General features: G+C 45.2%; 21 protein-coding genes. 8 read left to right on the forward strand and 13 right to left on the reverse strand.

All coding sequences use genetic code 11. The annotated features are described in order from the left end of the window. Positions 1–131 precede the first annotated feature (131 nt). The 5 genes from A8C56_RS17805 (at position 132) to A8C56_RS24175 (ending at position 4,754) form a co-directional block, all read left to right on the forward strand. On the forward strand, positions 132–1,148 hold the full coding sequence (locus A8C56_RS17805; protein ID WP_067759064.1) for a tetratricopeptide repeat protein: 1,017 nt from the start codon (positions 132–134) through the stop codon (positions 1,146–1,148). A gap of 88 nt (positions 1,149–1,236) precedes the next feature. Continuing rightward, on the forward strand, positions 1,237–3,021 hold the full coding sequence (locus A8C56_RS17810; RefSeq protein ID WP_245645567.1) for an AMP-dependent synthetase/ligase: 1,785 nt from the start codon (positions 1,237–1,239) through the stop codon (positions 3,019–3,021). A gap of 310 nt (positions 3,022–3,331) precedes the next feature. Then, positions 3,332–3,652, forward strand: a complete 321-nt coding sequence (locus tag A8C56_RS24165) for an ATP-binding protein (RefSeq protein ID WP_157098025.1) — start codon at positions 3,332–3,334, stop codon at positions 3,650–3,652. Positions 3,653–3,702: 50 nt separating this feature from the next. Next, positions 3,703–4,479, forward strand: coding sequence for an AAA family ATPase (locus tag A8C56_RS24170; RefSeq protein ID WP_157098026.1), 777 nt, complete (start codon positions 3,703–3,705; stop codon positions 4,477–4,479). Positions 4,480–4,499: 20 nt separating this feature from the next. Next, the gene (locus A8C56_RS24175) at positions 4,500–4,754 is read left to right on the forward strand and encodes a hypothetical protein (RefSeq protein ID WP_084490267.1); all 255 of its coding nucleotides are present in this window, start codon (positions 4,500–4,502) and stop codon (positions 4,752–4,754) included. 132 nt (positions 4,755–4,886) lie between these two features. Here the strand turns inward: A8C56_RS24175 and A8C56_RS17820 are convergent, their stop codons facing one another. The 13 genes from A8C56_RS17820 to A8C56_RS17880 all read right to left on the reverse strand — a co-directional run bounded on the left by A8C56_RS17820 (position 4,887) and on the right by A8C56_RS17880 (position 20,246). Continuing rightward, positions 4,887–6,254, reverse strand: a complete 1,368-nt coding sequence (locus tag A8C56_RS17820) for an MFS transporter (RefSeq protein WP_067759067.1) — start codon at positions 6,252–6,254, stop codon at positions 4,887–4,889. A 3-nt stretch (positions 6,255–6,257) separates the two neighbouring features. Then, positions 6,258–6,923, reverse strand: a complete 666-nt coding sequence (locus A8C56_RS17825) for a bifunctional 4-hydroxy-2-oxoglutarate aldolase/2-dehydro-3-deoxy-phosphogluconate aldolase (protein ID WP_067759070.1) — start codon at positions 6,921–6,923, stop codon at positions 6,258–6,260. 1 nt (position 6,924) lies between these two features. Then, entirely contained in the window at positions 6,925–7,377 is a 453-nt protein-coding gene (locus A8C56_RS17830; protein WP_067762225.1) for a YhcH/YjgK/YiaL family protein, read from the reverse strand. A 10-nt stretch (positions 7,378–7,387) separates the two neighbouring features. Beyond that, entirely contained in the window at positions 7,388–8,458 is a 1,071-nt protein-coding gene (locus A8C56_RS17835) for a Gfo/Idh/MocA family protein (protein WP_245645568.1), read from the reverse strand. A gap of 74 nt (positions 8,459–8,532) precedes the next feature. Further along, positions 8,533–9,558, reverse strand: a complete 1,026-nt coding sequence (locus A8C56_RS17840) for a sugar kinase (protein WP_067759076.1) — start codon at positions 9,556–9,558, stop codon at positions 8,533–8,535. A gap of 114 nt (positions 9,559–9,672) precedes the next feature. Then, a complete protein-coding gene (gene kduI, locus A8C56_RS17845; RefSeq protein WP_067759080.1) occupies positions 9,673–10,503 on the reverse strand; it encodes a 5-dehydro-4-deoxy-D-glucuronate isomerase in 831 nt (276 codons plus the stop codon). A gap of 38 nt (positions 10,504–10,541) precedes the next feature. Next, positions 10,542–11,294, reverse strand: coding sequence for an SDR family NAD(P)-dependent oxidoreductase (locus A8C56_RS17850; protein WP_067759083.1), 753 nt, complete (start codon positions 11,292–11,294; stop codon positions 10,542–10,544). Between the two features lie 57 nt (positions 11,295–11,351). Beyond that, positions 11,352–12,767 carry a glucuronate isomerase gene (gene uxaC / locus A8C56_RS17855; protein ID WP_067759086.1) on the reverse strand — a complete coding sequence of 472 codons (1,416 nt, stop codon included), beginning with the start codon at positions 12,765–12,767 and terminating at the stop codon, positions 11,352–11,354. Positions 12,768–12,814: 47 nt separating this feature from the next. Continuing rightward, complete coding sequence (locus tag A8C56_RS17860) at positions 12,815–14,458, reverse strand: UxaA family hydrolase (protein WP_067759089.1); 1,644 nt, start codon at positions 14,456–14,458, stop codon at positions 12,815–12,817. Between the two features lie 3 nt (positions 14,459–14,461). Beyond that, a complete protein-coding gene (locus A8C56_RS17865; protein ID WP_067759092.1) occupies positions 14,462–15,982 on the reverse strand; it encodes a tagaturonate reductase in 1,521 nt (506 codons plus the stop codon). 9 nt (positions 15,983–15,991) lie between these two features. Next, positions 15,992–17,902 carry a glycoside hydrolase family 88 protein gene (locus A8C56_RS17870; protein ID WP_067759095.1) on the reverse strand — a complete coding sequence of 637 codons (1,911 nt, stop codon included), beginning with the start codon at positions 17,900–17,902 and terminating at the stop codon, positions 15,992–15,994. 7 nt (positions 17,903–17,909) lie between these two features. Then, a complete protein-coding gene (locus A8C56_RS17875; protein WP_067762227.1) occupies positions 17,910–19,550 on the reverse strand; it encodes a glycoside hydrolase family 28 protein in 1,641 nt (546 codons plus the stop codon). A gap of 492 nt (positions 19,551–20,042) precedes the next feature. Further along, on the reverse strand, positions 20,043–20,246 hold the full coding sequence (locus tag A8C56_RS17880) for a hypothetical protein (RefSeq protein ID WP_067759098.1): 204 nt from the start codon (positions 20,244–20,246) through the stop codon (positions 20,043–20,045). A gap of 127 nt (positions 20,247–20,373) precedes the next feature. Between A8C56_RS17880 and A8C56_RS17885 the strand changes: the two genes are divergently transcribed. The 3 genes from A8C56_RS17885 (at position 20,374) to A8C56_RS17895 (ending at position 21,434) form a co-directional block, all read left to right on the forward strand. Next, positions 20,374–20,631: a hypothetical protein gene (locus A8C56_RS17885; protein ID WP_067759100.1), complete on the forward strand. Its 258-nt coding sequence runs from the start codon at positions 20,374–20,376 to the stop codon at positions 20,629–20,631. Between the two features lie 51 nt (positions 20,632–20,682). Next, positions 20,683–20,991 carry a hypothetical protein gene (locus A8C56_RS17890; RefSeq protein ID WP_067759103.1) on the forward strand — a complete coding sequence of 103 codons (309 nt, stop codon included), beginning with the start codon at positions 20,683–20,685 and terminating at the stop codon, positions 20,989–20,991. A 170-nt stretch (positions 20,992–21,161) separates the two neighbouring features. Beyond that, positions 21,162–21,434 (forward strand): hypothetical protein, encoded by a 273-nt coding sequence (locus A8C56_RS17895; RefSeq protein WP_067759105.1) that lies wholly within the window; start codon positions 21,162–21,164, stop codon positions 21,432–21,434. Positions 21,435–21,476 lie beyond the last annotated feature (42 nt).

Consider the following 21,476-nt stretch of genomic DNA (forward strand, 5'->3'; position numbering starts at 1 on the left):
TAAAAATACCGTTACTACCACCCTTTACTCTAATTTTGCGTCCTTTAAATTAATTGTTCGGCTTATTTTTTGCTTAACAATTCATTATTTGTTAGAAAAAGCTGTTAATCAGTTATTTAAAATTACAACGAATGAAGAAAATTTTTACTGCGGGCCTTTTTTTAATGAGCTCCCTTATGGCTTTCAGCCAGGAAGATATTGCCACCATGCGCGAAAATGCGCGAAAATTCATGTTGGCAGGCGATATGGAAAACGCTGTTATGGTACTAAATAAAGCTGCACAAACAGATAAAAACAACCTGGATGTTCAGAAAGACCTGGCCTTGGCCTATTATTATAAAAAGGAATATGCAAAGGGCCTTGAAGTGATCAAACCCATATTGGAATCAGATAGTGCCGATGTATCTACCTACCAGTTAGCAGGTACCCTGTACAGGGGAACAGATAATGGTAAGGAGGCTGAAAAGGTTTATAAGGATGGCATTGCAAAATTTCCAAAAGCAGGGCCTTTATACAGCGAATATGGTGAAGTGCTGGAAGTTATGAAAAATGGTGCAGCAGCTATTGCTATGTGGGAAAAGGGTATGGAGTTAGCGCCTTCCTATGCAGACAATTATTATAACGCTTCCATTTATTATTACAAGCGGCCGGATGGCAAATTATGGGCTATCCTTTACGGAGAGATCTATGCTAATATGCAAAGCCTTAACCCAAAATCCAACAACATAAAAAAGATGGTACTGGATTCCTATAAAGAGCTTTTTTCTTCGGATCTTTCCAAGGCTGCATCATCTGCCAAAAACCCGTTTGAAAAAGCGGTGCTGGAGACCTTTGCCCGCCAGTCCGGCATCACCGCGCAGGGCTTAACACCTGAAACACTGGCAATGATCCGTACCCGTTTTGTGCTGGACTGGATGAATAATTATGACAAGCAGTATCCCTATAAATTATTTCAATACCATCAGCAGTTAATGAAAGATGGCATTTTTGACTCCTACAACCAGTGGATGTTTGGCCCCGTAGCCAGCCAGTCTAACTTTGAAAGCTGGGCGGCCGCGCACAAAGATGAATACGACAAATTCACAGCTTTTCATACGTCAAGAATATTTAAAATGCCTGCAGGGCAGGTTTATTCCAACAGGAAATAAAAAAGGATTCTTTCCCGGAACCGGACCACTTCTTTCTGAAGTGGTTTTTTATTTCAGCGTTTTTTCTTATTTTGTTTATTATAAATAAATGATGATGAATTTTCCTGCTTTCAGGTTATTTGACACGATTGATTACCAGCTGAAAAATTTCCCCAAAGCCAATATGCTGAATGCTAAAGTAAACGGCCAATGGAAATCTTTCTCAACACAGGAGGTGAGCGATCTTGTAAACCAGTTGTCGGCAGGGTTATTAAAAAAGGGAATTAAGGGCAGTAATGAATCTACCGAAGCAAGCGATAAGATCGCCATTATCAGCCAGAACCGGCCGGAATGGGTATTTACAGACCTGGCAGTTCAGCAGACCGGGGCCATCCTGGTTCCCATTTATCCCACAACCAACCCGCATGAGCTGGAATTTATACTGAATGAATCCCGGGCAAAATTCATTTTTGTAAATAATAAGGACCTTTTAGAAAAGGTGCGATCTGTTAAAAGCGATTTCCTGCAGGGCATTTATACTTTTGAGCCCATAGAGGGAACGCCTCATTATTCTGAATTGCTTACACCGCCGGATGCAGACCTGGCAAAAGAGCTCTCGGCAAGCAAGGCAGCCATCAGCCCCAAACATACAGCTACAATTATTTATACCTCCGGAACAACCGGAACGCCGAAGGGTGTTATGCTGAGCCATGAAAATATTGTAAGCAATGTGCTCTTTTCAAAAGCAAGCTTTCCGTTTCCGGATCAGCCCCAGGTAAAAGCGTTGAGCTTCTTACCGCTCAACCATATTTTCGAAAAGACCATTACCTATATTTACCTGTTCAGCGGTATTGGCATTTACTATGCAGAAAGCATGGACACTATTGCTGACAATTTAAAGGAGGTACAACCAAATGGTTTTGCCACTGTGCCCCGTTTGCTGGAGAAAGTATATGAAAAGATCATGATCAAGGGCAAGGAATTAACGGGCATAAAGAAAGCATTGTTTTACTGGAGCGTGAACCTGGGCGCACAATATGATAACCGGGTTAACAAAGGATGGCTATACAATAAAAAACTAAGCATTGCACGCAAACTCGTATTCAGCAAATGGCGCGAGGCATTGGGTGGGAATGTTCAATTTATTATAGCCGGGGGCGCCGCGGCGCCTGAAAAACTGCTGCGCATTTTCAATGCGGCAGGTATTCCTGTTTTTGAAGGTTACGGGCCTACTGAGCACAGCCCGGTAATTTGCGTAAACCGGAAAACTGATAATTACATAGGCACAGTGGGACCGGCTATTGAAGGGATCGAGGTCCGGATTGCGGAAGACGGGGAAATACTGGTAAAAAGCCCCTGTGTGATGCAGGGTTATTATAAACAACCCGGGCTTACGGCTGAGGTAATACACGATGGATGGCTGAGCACTGGCGATATTGGTGAATGGGTGGAAAACCGGTATCTGAAGATCACCGACCGGAAAAAGGAATTATTCAAGACCAGCGGTGGAAAATATGTAGCCCCGCAACCTATTGAAAATAAAATGAAGGAAAGCAAATTTATTGAGCAGATCATGGTGGTAGGCAACGATAAAAAATTTGTAAGCGCATTAATTGTGCCCTCCTTCCTGGCTGTTAAAGACTGGATGCGGGAACAGAAACTGGCTATTGGTACGAACGAAGAAATTGTACAGAATGAAAAAGTGCATGACCTGTTCCGGTCTGTAATTGATTATCATAACGCCAATTTTAACCATGTAGAGCAAATAAAAAAATTCCATTTGCTTCCCCATGAATGGAGCGTGGAAACCGGGGAAATGACACCCAAGCTCAGTCTGAAAAGAAAAGTGATCCTGGAAAAGTTCAGGAAGGAAATTGATGAGCTTTATGGTTAGAGCAACCATAAAGCTTACGCTTGAAGGGATCACATTTGCACATGTAATTTTATGACATAAGAAGTATATCGCACCTGATACCTCAGTTGTGTTAATGGGACCTGTCATAAAAAGCATCTGACTACGAAACTGATCCTGCCAAGAATAGCAGCAGCACCTGTTACCCAATTACCTAAAACAGATTCTTCAATTAAACAGGTACTGTTTAAACCGGCACTTGTGACTACAAGACCCCTTAAAATGTGGTGACCTATATTTAGCGGTAAGTATGTATATCTGTATAGTTAGCGCTAAATATAAATATGTAACCATGAAAGAGCTTGCAGGCAGAAAGGAAGAGCAGCAACTGTTAAACGAGTTGTTGCACAGCGAAAGACCGGAATTTGTTGCTGTATTCGGCCGGCGCAGGGTAGGCAAAACGTTCCTGATCCGGCAGGTATTCAATAAACAATTAGTGTTTCATATTACAGGCATCGCCAATGTAAATACGTCCCGGCAATTATCCAATTTCTTCACCGTATTCAGAGAGGTGGCGCCAACAATGATCAAAGAGGTTCCGGTTAACTGGTTTAAGGCGTTTGAATTGCTGCGCAGCTACCTCATTAAGCTATCCGCGTCTAAAAAAAAGTAGTATTCTTTGATGAGCTGCCCTGGCTTGATACACCCCGGTCTAAATTTCTGATGGCTTTGGAACATTTCTGGAACTCATGGGCTTCCACACGTTCAGACATGATCCTTGTGGTATGCGGGTCTGCTGCGTCATGGATGATCAACAAACTCATCAATAACCGGGGCGGACTATACAACCGGGTTACCCAACGTATACGGCTGATGCCGTTCACCCTGCATGAAACGGAAGATTTCTTTCGCCTGAAGCACAATAGCATTGACCGCTACCAGATCCTGCAGCTTTATATGGCGTTAGGTGGTGTTCCTTTTTACCTGGATGAGATCAGGCCGGGCAAAAGTGCCTTTCAGGAAATTGACAGGGTTGCTTTTTCCAAAAACGGCCTGCTTACGGGTGAATACGAAAACCTCTACCGATCCCTTTTTAACACACCTGAGCGGCATATGGCCATTGTAGAGCTATTGGCAACGAAGGCCAGTGGCATGAGCCGCGAAGGCATTGTATCAAAAATAAAAATAAAAGATGGCGGTGTGCTAACCAATATACTCCGGGAGCTTGAAGAAAGCGGGTTCATTACCAAAACGCATCCGTTCGGCAAGAAAATCCGGGAAGGTCTCTATCGCCTCACCGACCAGTACACATTGTTTTATCTCAAATTTATCCGCAATCAGAAGTCTGCAGGAAAAGGTTCCTGGGCCAGTCGCATCGACAGCCCTCAGTGGCGGGCATGGAGCGGATATGCTTTTGAAAACATTAGCCTTCAGCACATCGAACCCATAAAAAAGCATTGGGGATCAGCGGGGTCTATTCTGAAGTTTCTTCCTGGTTAGCAAAAGACAGGAACGCCCAGATGGACCTGCTTATTGACCGGCGTGACCATATTATAAATTTATGCGAGGCAAAGTTTACCAAACAACCTTTCTCTATTACAAAGGCTTACAAAACTGAACTGCAGCGGAAGCAATTCATTTTTACAGCGGAAACCCAAACCCGTAAAACGGTGCTCCCTATTCTTGTATCAACTTATAAATTGCATCAGAATGAACATTCCCTGGGATATATTCACCAAAATGTAACCATGGACGATTTATTTGAAGACACATAATTCAGGAAAGGGACTCTATTGGAATTCACCAGGAATGTTTATATAAGTTTTAAACCTGTAAAAATGCAGTGCAGGCTTTTCCCGGCCCTGAACCCCTGGGGAACTGCGTCGCTGCATTTTGTAAGGATCTCCTTACAAATCCGTAATCGGCTTATATTTTGGTACCAATGATTTCATAATACCCCAGGCCAACAGGTACGCCATCGCGCAAAACGTAAACAAAATAGTGTACCCTGTTTCAATATGCCCCTGCGCCTTATAGTAATCAAATAGCTGACCGGCTATTAAAGAGATGAAGACGCCCCCCATACCCCCGGCCATGCCGCCGATACCGGTAACCGATGCCACGCTTTTTTTAGGGAACATGTCAGAAACGGTAGTAAAAATATTCGCGCTCCAGGCCTGGTGCGCAGAAGCGCCGATCCCGATCAGCAGCACAGGCATCCAGTAGCTGATATGCCCCAAAGGCTGCGCCAGCAATACCAGTAAAGGAAACACGGCAATCAGTAACATGGCTTTCATACGACCATCATACGCATTATATCCTTTACGGATGAAATATACCGGGAACCAGCCGCCGCTAATACTTCCTACCATTGTCATGCTGTATAAAACAAAAAGCGGTAGCGCCAGTTCCGTTCCTTTGATATTATATTGTGCCTCCAGGTATTTTGGCAGCCAGAACAGATAAAACCACCACACACCGTCTGTTAAAAACTTACCAATGGCAAACGACCAGGTTTGCTTATACCCCAGCAATTTGAACCAGGAAACCTTAGTAGCCGCCTGTGCATCTTCGGTCTGATCCACTTTTGCATCTTCATCACTTTGAATATAGGCCAGCTCAGCAGCAGAAAGCCGTTTTTGCTTTGCCGGCAGATCATAAAAATAAAACCAGAAAAGCAACCATATAAAACCGATGGCGCCAATGATCAGAAATGCGGTATACCAGCCCCAGTTCTTTGCGATCCAGGGTACCGTCAATGGTGCCAGAATAGCTCCTACATTGGAGCCGGAATTAAAAATGCCGGTAGCAAAGGAGCGTTCTTTTTTGGGAAAATATTCTGCGGTTGCTTTAATAGCCGCCGGAAAGTTCCCGGATTCTCCAAAACCCAGTACCGCGCGGGCTGCCATAAAACCAATAATCGATACCGGAACTGCTGCCAGCCCTGCCCAACCTAAAACGGACTGTAACCCTTTACCGATATTTACAGACTCGGCATGCATGATAGCGCCAACAGACCAGATAATCAGTGCCCATGCATAGCCCCATTTTGTGCCCAGCCTATCAATCAGCCGGCCTGCAAAAAGCATGGAAATAGCATATACAAATTGAAAGACCGCGGTAATATTGCCATAGTCGCTATTGGACCATCCGAATTCATGCGACAGTTCCGGTGCTAATAAGCTCAGCACCTGCCTGTCTAAATAATTTACTGTTGTTGCAAAAAATAATAAAGCACAAATCGTCCACCTGTATTTTCCTATGGCTTGCTGCATCTTTTACTGATTGTTTTTTATTTCCTGAATTGTTTTTAATACACCGGCTGTAGCTGTTTCAATGGCTGTATAATTTTTTTCGGCCATCAACTGCTTACTGACCAGTTTGCTGCCCATTCCTACTGCGCAAACACCTGCCTTAAACCAGCTTTCAATGTTTTCTTTTGTAGTATCCACGCCACCGGTTGGCATAAACAGCAATTTTGGAAAGATATCCTTTATGGAGCTAAGGTATTTTGGGCCTAGCATATCGCCGGGAAACAGCTTGATGAATTTTACACCGGCATTTTCCGCAGCAATAATTTCTGATGGGGTCATACAGCCTGGTGCATAAAAAAGGCTCTTTTCCGCAGCAAATGAAGCTATTTCCGGAACAAACCCGGGGCTGACAAAGAAATCGGCACCGGCCTTAAAATAATTTTCTGTATCCCCGAGGTTTTTTACCGTGCCGATCCCGAGAAGCAGTCCTTTCATCTCGCTGTTACGCACTTCCACCAGCTTTTTAAAATTGCTGAAAGCCGCTTCACCCCTGTTGGTGTATTCCACTGCTTTTACTCCAGCCTTGTACAAGGCTTTTAATACCTCAACGCTTACCGTTTCATCTGCATTAAAATAGAGCGGCAAAATACCCTGCCCTATTATTGTATCAATTGTTTGTTGCACTTCCATTTTAAATTTTTATTTTCATTACCAGTTTTTTGATTACATCATCACTAATCATCGGCGCATGCACATCCTCCGGGAAAAAGATCACAAATTGCCCGGCGTGCAGTGTAAAGAACCAATCCGGCGCATCTTTAAAGAACCGTACATCTTTGTCCGGGTTGTAATCACCATTAGGTATCACACAGTCCTGCCGGGGTTTCCAGCCTATCTGTTCTACTCCTCTGATCACATACTGGATATCAATAAACTGATCGTGGCACTCAAATTTTTCCAGTGCGGCCTCCTTTTTCTTTCCGGAAGCTTCAGAAACAATCGCCTTCACCGTATCGGCCTCCACTATATAAGTACCTGCAGCGGTAGTTGCCCAATCTGTTTGCCGTATATAATCAAATGCTGTCTTAAAGGAGGCATGCAGCGTTTCATACTGCGCAGCATTCCGGATCGTATCTATAACCATAACACTTATCTTAATTATTTCCAACATTACCTGCCTGCACCAAAGCCGGGCGGGGTTTCAGATATATTGTCTTCCCGCTTTTTGCGGATGTACGGGCTGCATCCAGGATTTCTACTACCGTCACATTTACCGGCAGCTCATACACATCATCAGGCTCCAGTTTCAGCGTGCCCCGTATTACATTTGCAAAAACCGCAAAGGGATCATTAAATGGGGCGGAGCGGGGTTCCAGGGTCTGGCTGACTTCCGAAGAGGCACCTTGCATCCGGGTCCTGATCTTTACAGGATCTGCAGCAATGGCGTATCCCTTAGTGCCATATACCTCCATGTCCTTACGGCTGAAGCTCCAGCTCCAGGAAGCCTGGATTACGCATTGCGCTTCCGGATACTGAAGAATGATGGTTGCCTCATCTTCTACCTTCGGGTACCGGTCCGGTCGGTTCTGATGGGTTACAGCAGTTACTGAAAGCGGGCGCTGGCCTTCCATCAGCCAGGTCATCAGATTGGCGCCATAACAGCCAAAATCCATAAGCGCGCCGCCCCCGTTCTTTACAGGATCCGTAAGCCAGGAAACAAAATGCCGGTTCATTGCCCACGGCCCTTCATGGCCGTCATTAATCATTACTTTACGGAGCTGCCCCAGCCGGCCTTCCTTATAACTATTTCTTACATACTGGTTGCTTGCATACCAGGAAGTTTCAAAATCTGTCAGCACTTTTATCCCGTACCGCTTTGCAAGGTCAGCTATTTCCTGTGCATCTTTATAGGTAGTGGCCAGCGGTTTTTCTACCATCACGTTTATTTTGCGGGGCGCACATGCCCGCACTACCGCAATATGCTCATTAACCGGCCCAAATGCCATTACCCCTTCCGGCTTTACCTTGTCCAGCAACTGTTCCAGATTGGTGTAGAACAGGTTTTCCGGAAGTTGGTATCGTTTCCGGAATTCCTGCACCCGGTCTGCATTTGTTTCATAAATACCTGCAATTTCTATATCGCCCCTGAGCTTCCGGTTGTAGATCCAGTCACTATGCCCATGTGTGATCCCTGCCACAGCAAGCCGTACAGGATGCTGAGCCATTAAAGCAAATGGTATTTGCAGCAGAAAAAGAAGCCACAACCGTTGTATTGTTTTTACAGGATTCATACAAAAGATCACCGCTGTACGCGGCCGCTTGCATCGCCCTTCATCAGCCCTTTTACATCGCTCAGTGTTGCATGATTCAGATCGCCCGGAATGGTATGTTTTAATGCGGACGCAGCTACACCAAATTCCGCAGCATCTGCCATGCTCATACCGGTTACCAGGCCATAGATCAATCCGCTTGCAAAGCTGTCGCCACTGCCCACACGGTCTACAATACGTACATTGTATTTTTTCGTATGATAAAATTCATTACCATCGGATACCAGTGCGCTCCAGCCATTATCGCTGGCGCTGAAACTTTCACGCAGAGAAGAAGCAATGTATTTAAAATTGAACTTTTCCTTCATCTGGCGGATCACATCTTTATACCCTTCCAGGTTCAGCTCACCCTTTGTTATATCTGTATCCCTTGCTTTAAAGCCCAGGGTGGTTTCAGCATCTTCCTCATTACCGATACACACATCTACATACTTACATAATTCGCCCATTACTTCACGTGCTTTTTCCTTACTCCACAATTTTTTGCGGTAGTTGAGGTCAATACTTGTAGTAATGCCTTTTGCTTTTGCGGCCTTTAATGCCGCTTCTGTTAAGGCGGCTGCCTTATCGCTCAAAGCCGGTGTAATGCCCGTTGTATGGAACCAGTCCGCACCGTCCAGTATTTTATCAAAATCAAATTCATTGATGTCTGCATCTGCAATTGCTGCGCCTGCACGGTCATAGATGACCTGTGAAGCACGCATGGAAGCACCTGTTTCCAGAAAATAGATCCCCAGCCTTTCGCCGCCCCGCGCTACAAAATCGGTATTGACACCGTAACGGCGCAGATGATTGATAGCCGCCTGACCAATGGCATTGTCGGGCACTTTGGAAACAAAGTAACCCTTTAAACCGTAATTACAAAGCGCAACAGCCACATTCGCCTCGCCTCCACCATAGGTAACATCAAATGAATCCGTCTGAACAAAACGTTCAAAACCGGGTGTTGACAGGCGGAGCATGATTTCACCGAGCGTAACAATTTTTTTTGACATCTTATTAATTTGAAAATTAGCTAATTTGACAATTTGAAGATCAGCAGGTCCCGTATCAGTGGTTAGCCGCCTGCCACTCACTATTAACTATTCACCATTCACTATTCACATTCACTACAATAACGTGGGCACCGGTGCGGGATCCATATCTGTGTATTGTTTGTTTTCACCCGCCATTCCCCAGATAAAGCCATAATTGGAAGTGCCACAACCAAAGTGCATGCTCCAGGGCGGAGAAATGACGGCTTCATTATTCTTCATAATGATGTGGCGCGTTTGCTGCGGTTCGCCCATCATATGAAACAAACGTTGTTCTTCCGGCAGATCAAAATAAAAATAGATCTCCGTTCTGCGGGTATGCGTATGGGGCGGCACCGAGTTCCATACGCTGCCGGTTTCCAGCACGGTTAAACCCATTACCAGCTGACAACTCTGAATCCCCTCTTCATGAATGTATTTATAGATGGTTCGTTTATTGGAAGTGGTAATATCACCCAAAGTTACAGGCGCTGCCTGCTCTTTTGTATACTTGGTAGTAGGATACACCTGATGCGCAGGTGCTGACAGAATGTAAAAAACAGCCGGGTCCTTTTTGGCACTGCTGCTGAAATTTACTTTTTTAGCTCCCCGGCCAACATACAAACAATCTTTTTTATCTAAAGAATATTTTTCGCCATCTACCGTAATAAGCCCGCGGCCGCCAACATTGATGACGCCCAGTTCCCTGCGCTGTAAAAAGAAATCCGATTTCAGTTCTTCTTCGTTTTTCAGCAACACGGTTTTGCCGACCGGTTTCACGCCGCCAACGATCAGGCGGTCATAATGGCTGTAAACCAACGTTAACTTATCTGCCTGCATCAAGTCCTGCACCAGGTAGTTTTCCCGCAACTGCTCAGTGCTCATTGCTTTTGTTTCCTGTGGGCTATGCCCGAATCTTATTTCCATTTTCTAATTTGATATTTCTGATTTATTATTTTACATTTTTAACGGCCCATCCATCCCCCATCTACCGTTAATATAGTTCCATGTACGTAGTTGCCGGCATCTGAAGCCAAAAATACAGCGGGGCCGGCAAAATCTTCCGGTGTACCCCAGCGGCCGGCCGGTATCCGCTCCAGGATGGACCTGCTGCGATCAGCATCTTCCCGTAAAGCCTGTGTATTATCTGTTGCAATATACCCCGGTGCAATTCCGTTTACATTGACTCCTTTTGAGGCCCATTCATTGGCCAGTGCCTTTACCAGGCTGCTTAGCGCTCCTTTACTGGCTGCATAACCCGGCACATTGATGCCTCCCTGGAAACTTAACAAAGAACAGGTGAAAATAATTTTACCGGCACCTTTTCCGATCATATGCTTTCCAAATTCACGCGCTAAAATAAAAGGCGTATCCAGGTTAATGGAGATCACATTGTCCCAGTATTCATCCGGGTGCTCCGCCGCAGGTTTACGCATGATCGTACCGGCGTTATTGATTAAAATGTCTATCCGCTCATTTTCATCCAGCACCTGTTTTATAAAATGGTATACATTGCTGCGATCTGCAGCGTCCATTTTATAGTGCTTAAACCCTCTGCCGAGCTTTTTTACCTCAGCCTCAATTTCTGATCCGGCTTCCACGCTGCGTGCTGCTACAATAATATCGGCACCTGCCTGTGCCAGTCCAAGTGCCATGCCTTTTCCAATGCCCTTGTTACCACCTGTAACCAAAGCCGTTTTACCTGTAAGATCAAACATCTTTCTTTTATCTTTTTTGTTTAATATCTGGCCGATAGCCCATGGTCCACAGACTTATTAACTATTGACTACTTTAAATCCGAAATATTCATTGGCATTATTAAAACTGATATCCTGAATGATCTTGCCGATCCAGTTAATATCGTTCGGAAGTTCGCCATTTTCAATATCGTTTCCAAACAAATTGCACAGTATTCTGCGAAAATATTCGTGTCTTGGAAAGGACAGGAAGCTTCTGGAATCTGTAAGCATGCCCACAAACCGGCTGATCAGCCCCATATTAGACAACGTGTTCATCTGGTTGATCATACCATCTTTCTGATCCAGGAACCACCAGCCGGAGCCCCACTGTACTTTGCCCGCAACGGTTCCGTCATTAAAATTGCCGGTCATGGTTGCAAACAGCTCATTGTCTGCGGGGTTCAGGTTGTACAGGATCGTTTTGGTCAGCATCTCTTTTTTCTCCAGGCTATTCAGGAATTTTGATAGCGTTCTGCCTTGTGGAAAATCACCAATAGAATCCCAGCCGGTATCAGGGCCCAGCTTTGCCAGCAGCCGGGAGTTATTATTCCGGAGCGCGCCCAGATGGTACTGCTGCACCCATCCTTTTTCATGATCCCATTCTGCAAACCATACCAGCATTGCCGAGCGAAACTGTTCCTGCTCTGCGGGAGTCAATGCCTGTCCACCGGTTATTTTATCAAACAAGGCGCTGATCTCCTTTTCTGTATAATCGACGGCTTCAATATACTCCAGGCCATGATCTGATACCGAGCAGCCCATCTCTGCAAAGAAATCGTGCCGGTTCTTCAATGCCTGCAAATAAGTATCCAGATCTTTTATTTCAATATTGGAAACAGCTTCCAGCTTTGCCACATAGGCAGCAAACGTTTCCGGTGCAGACACGTTCATGGCTGCATCCGGGCGAAATGCAGGATACACGGGTATTTCAAACTGAGCAGCTTTCATTTTCCTGTGAAATTCCAGCGTGTCTACCGGGTCATCTGTGGTACAAACCACCTTTACATTCATTTTGCGCAGCAGGTTTTGCACACTGTACTCTTCGCTGCTGATCCTGGCGGAGGCTTCTTCATAGATTTTTTTGCCACTGTTGGCATCCAGGAGCTCATCAATATCAAAATACCGGCGCAATTCCATGTGCGTCCAGTGATATAGCGGGTTGCGCATTGTATAAGGTACCGTTTCCGCCCATCTTAAAAATTTTTCCTCATCTGAAGCACCGCCGGTTACAAAATGTTCATCAACCCCGTTTGTGCGCATGGCCCGCCATTTGTAATGGTCGCCATAGAGCCATGCCTGTGTGATATTCTTAAACCGGGCATTTTCCGCTATCTGCTGCGGCGGCAGATGGCAATGGTAGTCTATGATGGGCATCCGTTTTGCATATTCATGATACAGCCGCTCCGCGGTTTTTGTTTCCAATAAAAAGTTATCGTCTAAAAATTGTTTCACGTATTCTTATTAAGCGTTAATTATTTTGTCTTCTATTTACAACCGCCTTATAGCGACACTCCTCTTTTCCATGGAATAAAGTCATCCTGGTTCAGTTGCACTGCTTTGGGAATAACCTCACCACTGGCTGCCCTGATACAATATTCCAGGATCTCTTCTCCCATTTCTTCAATGGTTTTCTCACCGTCAATAATTCCGCCGGTATTAATATCAATAATATCGCTCATCCTTTTTGCCAGTGAAGAGTTGGTGGCTATTTTGATCGTGGGGCAAACAGGATTGCCGGTTGGCGTTCCCAGCCCTGTAGTAAACAGGATCAAAGTAGCGCCTGATGCGGCTTTACCGGTTGTTGCCTCCACATCATTACCGGGAGTACATACGAGGTTTAAACCTGGTTTGGTAGCAGGCTCCGTATAATCCAGTACATCTACTACGGGAGAAGTACCTCCTTTTTTTGCCGCGCCTGTACTCTTTATAGCATCTGTAATTAAACCATCTTTTATATTGCCCGGAGAAGGGTTTGCAAAGAAACCGGAGCCGGCATTTACGGCCTGGTCATTATAAGTGGTCATTAAATGAATGAACTTTCTGGCGGCGGCTTCATCAATAGTGCGATCAATGAGCTGCTGTTCGGCCCCGCACAGTTCAGGAAACTCCGCCAGCAGCACTTTACCCCCCAGGGCGGCCAGCAGATCGCTGGTATACCCTACCGCAGGGTTAGCGCTGATACCACTGAAGCCATCGCTGCCACCACATTTTACGCCAACCGTCAGCGCACTTAACGGTGCCGGCTCCCGTTCTATTTTATTTATCCCGATCAGTCCTTCAAATGTTTTGCGGATTGCCGTGCTGATCAGCTGCTCTTCGCTTTTTGATTGCTGTTGCTCAAAAACCAGTAACGGCTTGCTGAAACCGGGATTTCTTAAGCGGATATCTTCCAGCAGCTGTTTGGTTTGCAGGTGCTGACATCCTAAACTTAAGATGGTAACCCCTGCCACATTCGGATGGTCTGCATAAGCGGCCAGAAGCCTGCTTAAAATGCCTGCGTCCTGGCGCGTGCCCCCACATCCGCCCTGGTGATTTAAAAACTTAATACCGTCAATATTTTTAAACAGCCGGTCCTTGCCTTTGTCTGCCTGCGATACGGAGAGATCAATATCAGCAATATTTTCTCCTTTTTTATACGCTTCCACCAGGTAATGGGTATAGGATTTATACTTGCTGGTTACCGCGTATCCCAATTCATTGTGCAATGCTTCGCGAATGACATCCAGGTTCCTGTTTTCACAAAACACCGTGGGCATAAACAGCCAGTAGTTGGCCGTTCCTACTTTACCGTCCGGGCGATGGTAGCCGTTAAAGGTCCGGTTTTTAAATTTAGATACATCCGGCGGTATCCATTGATAATGATAAGGCCGGTATTCAAACGGATCGGCCGCATGTTTTGTATTGACGGTAGTCATGCGCCCGCCGGCAGGAACAAATTCCTGCGTTTTGCCTACCAGCACCCCATACATAATAATGGCATCGCCCTCCTGCATGTCATTTGTAAAAAATTTATGCTTGGCAGGAATGTCATCAACAAGGGTGTAGGTATTACCATCAAATTCCACCTGCTGACCTTTTTTCAAATCCTGCAAGGCCACAATTACATTGTCCCTTGGGTGTACTTTTAAAACAATCCTCTGCATTTTTTATTTTATCGCTATTGTTGCAAATTTATTTAAAGAAGCTATAGCACCGTCTTTTAATAACAGCGAAAGCCATTGTCTTACCTGGCTGGCAAACAGCGTACAGCTGCTCCAGTCTTCCCCCCACAGCTCTTTGCTGGCCAGCACTGCGTTTACAATCTGCGCTTCATCATTCTTTTCCCATAACGCCGCTAAAAGGGCCGCTTTATCATCATTTAACCGGTATACCGTGCCGTTTATCTCACGTTCATAATGATCGCCGTTCTTCCTGCTTTTCATCAGCAGTAAATAGGCCGCAAAGCCAAGCGCCATGGCCGATGGCTCTTCAGCCATACCGGAATCAGCAGCCTTTATTAAAGGCAGATTACGCATCAGCATTTTGGAAGTATACGCAAAGCTGATGCTGATCCATTTATGATCCAGGTAAGGATTCTTAAACCGTTCGATCACCTGATCTGCAAATGTGCAGGACGCATCATAACTGATGCCTTTTTTTTCCAGCACAGGAGCAATTTCTTTTTTTGTAAGACCGGCAATATAGTTTTCAAACGCCTCATCTGCCATGGCTTCTTTTACGGTTTCAAAGCCTGCCAGCAGGGCCAGTCCGCAGGAAAAAGTATGCGTTCCGTTTAACAACCGCAGTTTCAGCTCCCTGAATCGTTCAATATCAGCCGCAATCACCACTCCTTCATCCGCTTCAGCAAAGGACAGCACTTCTTTCACCTTTGTGCTGCCGGATTCGATCGCCCAGAGGCGGAATACCTCGCTCATAAATTTCAGATCATCCTGGTAACCCAGCAGGGCGGTTGTCTGTTTTTCATCCGCGGACTCCAGCTTGCCGGGCACTATACGATCTACAAGTGAATTACAAAAATGGTTCTCATTTTCAACCCACTGAATAAAATCATTTTCCAGGTTATTCTTTTGTGCATTTTCCAGTACAATCGCTTTTAATTTCCTGCCATTATCCACGATCAGCTCGGTAGGAACAATTACCAGTCCCGAAGCAGCAGTAGCACCCAGGGCTTTGAACCGCTCATATAAAACAGCCAGCAATTTGCCGGGGAAAGTTGCCGGCGGCGCATCCGTTACTTTATCATCACCGGGCACAATGCCTAACTCTGTAGTATTGGAAATCACTAACCGGAGCGAAGGGTTCCGGGCAAATTCAAGAATCTCCTGCCAGTCTGTTTTGGCTGACACCACACGACTGATGGATGCATTGATCACATATTCGTCCACCACCTTACCCTGTTCTATACCGCGGATGCATTGTGTGTACAGGCCATCCTGTTCTGCAAAGGCATCTGCCCCTCCTGAATCGGTTGACTTTACTACAACGATCCGTCCGCTAAAAAGCCCCTGCTTATTGGCTTTATCTATAAAAAAGTCCGGCAGCCCCCTCAGCAAAACGCCGGTTCCAAACTGCAATACCTTTTCCGGCAGCTCAAATTGGGCATCACCGGGTATATCTATAGTTGCATGGGTGTTTATTGCCTGTAAGCTGTTTTTTGAAAGCTGCATTTCTACATTTTAATTTTTAATGATTGCCTTATTTAATAAAAAGCGTACCCAGTCCTGCGCGGCCTTATAGTTTTCGTATTGAAGCGGAAGTTTTCTTCCGTCTACATACTCGTTATAGATCCAGGGATCTCCAAGCGCCAGCACGGTTCCCCTGCCATAACGGGCAACGGCCATAACGTTATTATTTCCTGACTTTAAAACCGGCACCACATTTTTGTAAAGATTCAAAGAAGCGATCTCTTTTAGATAAACGTTTTTAGCATTCTTAAAAACAATATTACCCGGTGATATGTTTACCTTGCCCATTTCATAGTCATTGTTCCTGACCATTAGCAGGTTGTCTTCGTTAAAATGGATCCCAAACTGATCCGCCAGTATGTTAAAATGCTCCAGGTCACAATTACCGGCATCATTTGCCAGCAGCACCAATACGCCGCCCTGTTTTACCCAATCCGCAATGGTTTGCGCATCTGCCGGGTTCATATAATTGGGATGCGCCGTTTCCTTTTCTGTATCAGGGTCAACAATAATATAAACAGACGCATTTTTTAGCGCCTGTGCTGACGGAGCCGTCTTTAAGGTTTTAATAGTGGCTGCATACTGCTCAAATAAATTTCCAAGGAAATAATAGCCGCCATTGGAACGGTCGTCCCAGGTATAATGCCAGGATGCTGTTTTGCCGCCGGGGCCGGTTTTTGTTTCGTTGTTATAATAATTATCCAGCAAAACCGTTTTACCCTTTCCAACAGGCTCCTTTTTGATCAGCGCTGCTTCATTGGCGGCTAAGATAAATGCCCCCACGCCCTTAGGGTCATTTTGCACCACTTTTTCGCTCATGTAATATTCAAAACTGCCATTGCGGTAAGGCTTACCGCCCAGCCCGGAAACAGATACGGTTCCTTCCAGGTTGGTAAAGCCGTTTTTATCAACAGTAATCTTATTCTTTATCAGTCCATCAAACCCATTTGCGGCATTTACAAGATAACCGGAGGAAAGATATCCCTTGCGCACACCTTTAGCCAACGTGTACACCAGCATAGCAGATGCTGAAGATTCCGTGTAGTTTGGTTTTTTACCGGGGAGGTTTACAATATCATACCACAGACCGGTTTTGGGATCCTGCACTTTTACAACAGCTGCAGCAAACCGCTTTAAGATAGCAATGAGCTGCTTTTTACCCGGGTGCTCATCAGGAAAATAATCCAGCGCATCTACCAATGCCATACCGTACCAGCCCAGTGCCCTTCCCCAAAAATTGGGCGAATGCCCTGTTTGTTTATCGGCCCATTGCTGCACCCTGGATTCATCATAGCCGTGGTATAACAATCCGGTAGCAGGATCGATGGCCTTTTTTTCCATCAGCACAAACTGCCGGGCAACATCATTGAAAACAGAATCCTCGCCAAATACACCTGCATATTCTGCATAAAAAGGCTGCGCCATATACAGGCCATCCAGCCACATCTGGTAAGGATAGGTTTTCTTATGCCAGAAACCACCCTCCTTTGTTCTGGGCTGTGTGCTTAACTGCGTTCTTAAAAGCGTGGCCGCCTTTTTATACTTTTCTTTTCCGGTAACCCGGTACAGCAGCAACAGCAGTTTACCATTATTGATATGATCCAGGTTATAGCTATCCGGGGCATAATCCTTTATAGACCCGTCTTCTGCCACAAAATAATCCATTGAATGCTGAATATACTGAAACCATTTAGGGTCTCCTGTCTGCAGCCAGATGCCTTCAATACCTTTCAGGATTACTCCCTGGTCATAACTCCATCTTGCAGGTTTACCAGGCACTACAGAAAAAGAGTCCGGCCACAGGTGCATTGCTGTAAGCGCCATCCGCTGTGCATACGGCAGCTCCTGCGCATGTAGTTGCAGTGCAATAATGACCAATAAAATGAAAAATAGCTTTCGCATGAAGAATTTATTTAAAAGAAACTGCCGCTTCGGTTGCACCCAGGGTGGCTGCTACTTTGTTCGTTACATTTTTATAGGTGGTGTTCTGAAATCCGATATTCCGGGTATTGCCTCCGCTCAGCCGCAGTAAAGTATTTGCGTTATTGCTATACCCGAACTGGTCAAACCGGATATCCCGGCCATTGATAATATCCACTACCGGGTTGGTATTATCTGAATATACCTGCACATTCTTAAACCGGATACCACTGGACTCCTGGATCTCAATACCCTGTTTTGACTGGAACACAGCATTGCTGATACTGATATTCTTTACAGCCATTTCCGGTAATCCTCTTAAAAAAACCGCCCGCTGTGCACCATTCACATAAACATTGCTTATTTCAATATTCCTGAACTGAGGCGTTGTTTCATCAACAGGAAACTTTTCTACTTTTGGCAGTTCCCGCTTTTCACCGGCCATCGGTACGGGATCTCTTCCCATATAATACATGTCAAACAAAACCGCGTCACCGGGAATATCTTTCATAAAGACATTTTTTATAAAAATATTTTCCACAATACCACCACGCCCGCGGGTTGTTTTAAAGCGAAGACCAATATCTGAGCCCACAAAAGTACAATCGCTTACATATACATTCCAGATACCGCCGCTCATTTCACTGCCTACAACAAATCCCCCGTGTGACGCATATACGGTGCAGCCACGGATAATGACATCTTTTGTTGGCATGGCTCTTTTACGGCCATCTGCATCACGGCCACTTTTCATGCACAGTGCGTCATCTCCCACATCAAACACACTGTTCTCAATCAATACATTCCGGCAACTTTCCAGGTCAATGCCGTCACCATTCTGGGCATACCAGGGATTTTTTACAAAAACATTGCGTACGGTAATGTTGCTGCTCATCAAAGGATGCAAACACCAGGCAGGCGAATTCTGAAAGGTAACCCCTTCCAGCAGTACTTTATCACAGGAAGTGAGTACCAGCAGATTGGGCCTTAAAAAATCCTTCACTGATTCATAGAAGGCTGCATTTTTATCCGGCGAAAAACGGCCGGGCTCTTTCAGATGGCTTCCTTTTGCATAGCTCTCAGATGGCATCCACATATCATTATCATCCACTACGCCACCGGATGCCACTAATTTTTTCCATTGTGATGCGGTAAGCTTATCTTTTTTTACTGCGCGCCAGGCATCGCCGTTCCCGTCTATTATTCCTTTACCTGTTATTGCAATGTTAACAGCATTTTCTGCCGAAAGTGGTGACTGGTTGCGCATTTGCGGGTAACCTTCCCAATTGGCTTTTACCAACGGGTACTGCGTTTTATCTTTGGTGAATAACAAAGTAGCGCCTGCGGCTAAGTTCAGGTTAACATCCGATTTCAGCACCAGCGGGCCCGTTAACCATAAGCCGGCCGGAACCACAACCGTACCGCCCCCCTTGCTGGAGCATTCATCAATTGCAGCCTGTATGCTCCTGGTATTTAACCGGTACCCGTCAGGAACGGCGCCGTATTTTGTGATGGGATAGACGGTTTCCCGGAAACGGGGCTGTATTACTTCCGGGAGCTTCCAAACCGATTGGGCGCTGGAATGATTTATGATCAATATCAACAAAAAAAACAAACTGCTCTTAAACACGGCAATACTTTTTTCAATTGAAAACAAGCTGGGATAGAGGGGCCAAGTTAAGCTGAAATACCCTGGTGAAAAAAGGAATCCGCCTTTTTATTTACGCAAACGTTATCATTGGAAGAAACTACATTCCCGCGGGAAGATCGTACAGTACAGCCTTTGAGCGGTTACAGAGGTTAGCAAAAGTTGCCACAGTTCTGAAGTCTCGGAATGCAGTGCTTCACAGAAGAATCAACGGCCCGTCTGCGTTGTCAGCGGGAGCATACAACCGGTAGCGCATCTGCTATAGCCCTTATTAAAAGTTCCCGCGGAATTCGCAGATCTCCGCAGAAAAACAATTGAAAGACCTGCGCCCGGTTGCGTTGCCAGCAGGAGAATTTTATCAGGCAAACCAGCTGCGATATTCAAAAAGTTGTCTTCACTATTTACGGCTATTTATAAAAAACCCGTCCCAGGTACAACCAAAGACGGGCTATATAAAATTTACTAAGCCTGTGTTTACCAATCTTGCTTTGCAATACCGGCCTTAATAGCAGCCAGCGCCTTTTCCTCCCCCAAAAGTGACGTTAACTTATTTCCTTTGCCATCATGTCCTTTTGCAATATATCCGCCTTTAGCTGTGCGGGAAATTACAGCATCCTGGATCGGTACATTCTTTTCTTTTGTTTTCACATTGTAAGCTGTAAGAGTTGCATCTGCCATAATTAATAATTTTTGATTTAAAAATTTGAAATTAAGGCTTTTTATCTAAAGAATAGCTTAAATGTCCGTTCAAAAACCTTTTTTAAACTAATTTTTTAGTTATATTTACCCTGAAAAAGGCATTCCTATGAAACCTATTATTCTATTTAAAACGTTGATTGTATTATCATTATGCGTTTTCAGCACCTATACCGGGGCTGCTTATGATTATAAGCAACTGCAACCTTTTACCCGGATCCAGGATCATGAACAGACGTTAGCCTATTTAAGTAGGGTGCTGCCATCTGACGATGTCCAATATTTACTGGACCTTGGCTATGCCAATTATGAGGCATCCCTGCCTGCTCCTCAGTTGACAGTGCCCTGTTTTTTTATAAGAACCTGACCGCGCTGCAATCCAGCAATTATAAAATACTGGCAGGCTGCTGCAAAAGGGTTGGTACGCCTGGACAGTGTCACTGCTGCACTTTTCTATATCCAAAAGGCATACGCATTAAACACACTATCGGGCAGCGTGGTCTGCGATCTTGTATTTTGCCTGAAAAAACAGGAAAAACAGGAGGCCGCAGAAAGCATTATTGACCGGTTTTTAGCAGCGGATACAATCTATGCCCCGGCGATTGCGCAGAAGATCGGTTTGTGCTTTGACACAAAACGCTATACAGAGGTGATCCGTTGGGGAGCACTGTACAAAAAGCTGGAAGGTGGCAGCTCCAATCCGTATGTGCCCCTTTTATACAGTTAACTGAATACGGGTAAACCAGACAGTGTGATCAGCCTGTACCAATAGATGGAGCTTAGCAACAGGATGAGTGAAAGCATTGCCTATGGTGGAGCCCTGGCATATGCTGATAAAAAAGATTTTGTAACCAGTAATCCCTGCTTGCTGCCTGTATAAAGTTCAATATACCGGAAATGGCAACCACTTACCTGAGAGCAAAAGGCAGTAATGCTGAAGCAGTAAAGAACTACAAAGCCGCTATTGCCTTATACGATACTTCCTATTATATTTTCCGTGACCCGCTGGATCTCTTTCTTTCGGGCAGGGAGTATGACCTTCATTTAAAAAACTGCGCAAGGGCAACCAGCTATTACCGAAAGTTCCTTACCGTGCGCCCTGAGCCTCTCAACCCTGATGAAACAAGAATTACCCGGTACATTAAGGAATTTTTAGCTCCGGAGAAATGATCTCCCCATTTCAGAGGAAGCTTTTATCTTCGCGAAAAATTC

Origin of the sequence: Niabella ginsenosidivorans, from assembly GCF_001654455.1 — a bacterium.
GTDB classification, from domain to species: Bacteria; Bacteroidota; Bacteroidia; order Chitinophagales; family Chitinophagaceae; genus Niabella; species Niabella ginsenosidivorans.

What these genes read in the sequence shown, in the direction of transcription:
- A8C56_RS17835 (WP_245645568.1), bottom strand. Translation starts at nt 8,458, where the DNA reads ATGGCTCAGCATCCTGTACGGCTTGCTGTGGCAGGGATCACACATGGG.
- A8C56_RS24170 (WP_157098026.1), top strand. Translation starts at nt 3,703, where the DNA reads ATGGCTTTGGAACATTTCTGGAACTCATGGGCTTCCACACGTTCAGAC.
- A8C56_RS17870 (WP_067759095.1), bottom strand. Translation starts at nt 17,902, where the DNA reads ATGCGAAAGCTATTTTTCATTTTATTGGTCATTATTGCACTGCAACTA.
- A8C56_RS17865 (WP_067759092.1), bottom strand. Translation starts at nt 15,982, where the DNA reads ATGCAGCTTTCAAAAAACAGCTTACAGGCAATAAACACCCATGCAACT.
- A8C56_RS17880 (WP_067759098.1), bottom strand. Translation starts at nt 20,246, where the DNA reads ATGGCAGATGCAACTCTTACAGCTTACAATGTGAAAACAAAAGAAAAG.
- A8C56_RS17885 (WP_067759100.1), top strand. Translation starts at nt 20,374, where the DNA reads ATGAAACCTATTATTCTATTTAAAACGTTGATTGTATTATCATTATGC.
- A8C56_RS17840 (WP_067759076.1), bottom strand. Translation starts at nt 9,558, where the DNA reads ATGTCAAAAAAAATTGTTACGCTCGGTGAAATCATGCTCCGCCTGTCA.
- A8C56_RS17895 (WP_067759105.1), top strand. Translation starts at nt 21,162, where the DNA reads ATGGCAACCACTTACCTGAGAGCAAAAGGCAGTAATGCTGAAGCAGTA.
- A8C56_RS17805 (WP_067759064.1), top strand. Translation starts at nt 132, where the DNA reads ATGAAGAAAATTTTTACTGCGGGCCTTTTTTTAATGAGCTCCCTTATG.
- A8C56_RS24165 (WP_157098025.1), top strand. Translation starts at nt 3,332, where the DNA reads ATGAAAGAGCTTGCAGGCAGAAAGGAAGAGCAGCAACTGTTAAACGAG.
- A8C56_RS17820 (WP_067759067.1), bottom strand. Translation starts at nt 6,254, where the DNA reads ATGCAGCAAGCCATAGGAAAATACAGGTGGACGATTTGTGCTTTATTA.
- A8C56_RS17810 (WP_245645567.1), top strand. Translation starts at nt 1,237, where the DNA reads ATGATGATGAATTTTCCTGCTTTCAGGTTATTTGACACGATTGATTAC.
- A8C56_RS17850 (WP_067759083.1), bottom strand. Translation starts at nt 11,294, where the DNA reads ATGTTTGATCTTACAGGTAAAACGGCTTTGGTTACAGGTGGTAACAAG.
- A8C56_RS24175 (WP_084490267.1), top strand. Translation starts at nt 4,500, where the DNA reads ATGGACCTGCTTATTGACCGGCGTGACCATATTATAAATTTATGCGAG.
- kduI (WP_067759080.1), bottom strand. Translation starts at nt 10,503, where the DNA reads ATGGAAATAAGATTCGGGCATAGCCCACAGGAAACAAAAGCAATGAGC.
- A8C56_RS17825 (WP_067759070.1), bottom strand. Translation starts at nt 6,923, where the DNA reads ATGGAAGTGCAACAAACAATTGATACAATAATAGGGCAGGGTATTTTG.
- A8C56_RS17860 (WP_067759089.1), bottom strand. Translation starts at nt 14,458, where the DNA reads ATGCAGAGGATTGTTTTAAAAGTACACCCAAGGGACAATGTAATTGTG.
- A8C56_RS17830 (WP_067762225.1), bottom strand. Translation starts at nt 7,377, where the DNA reads ATGGTTATAGATACGATCCGGAATGCTGCGCAGTATGAAACGCTGCAT.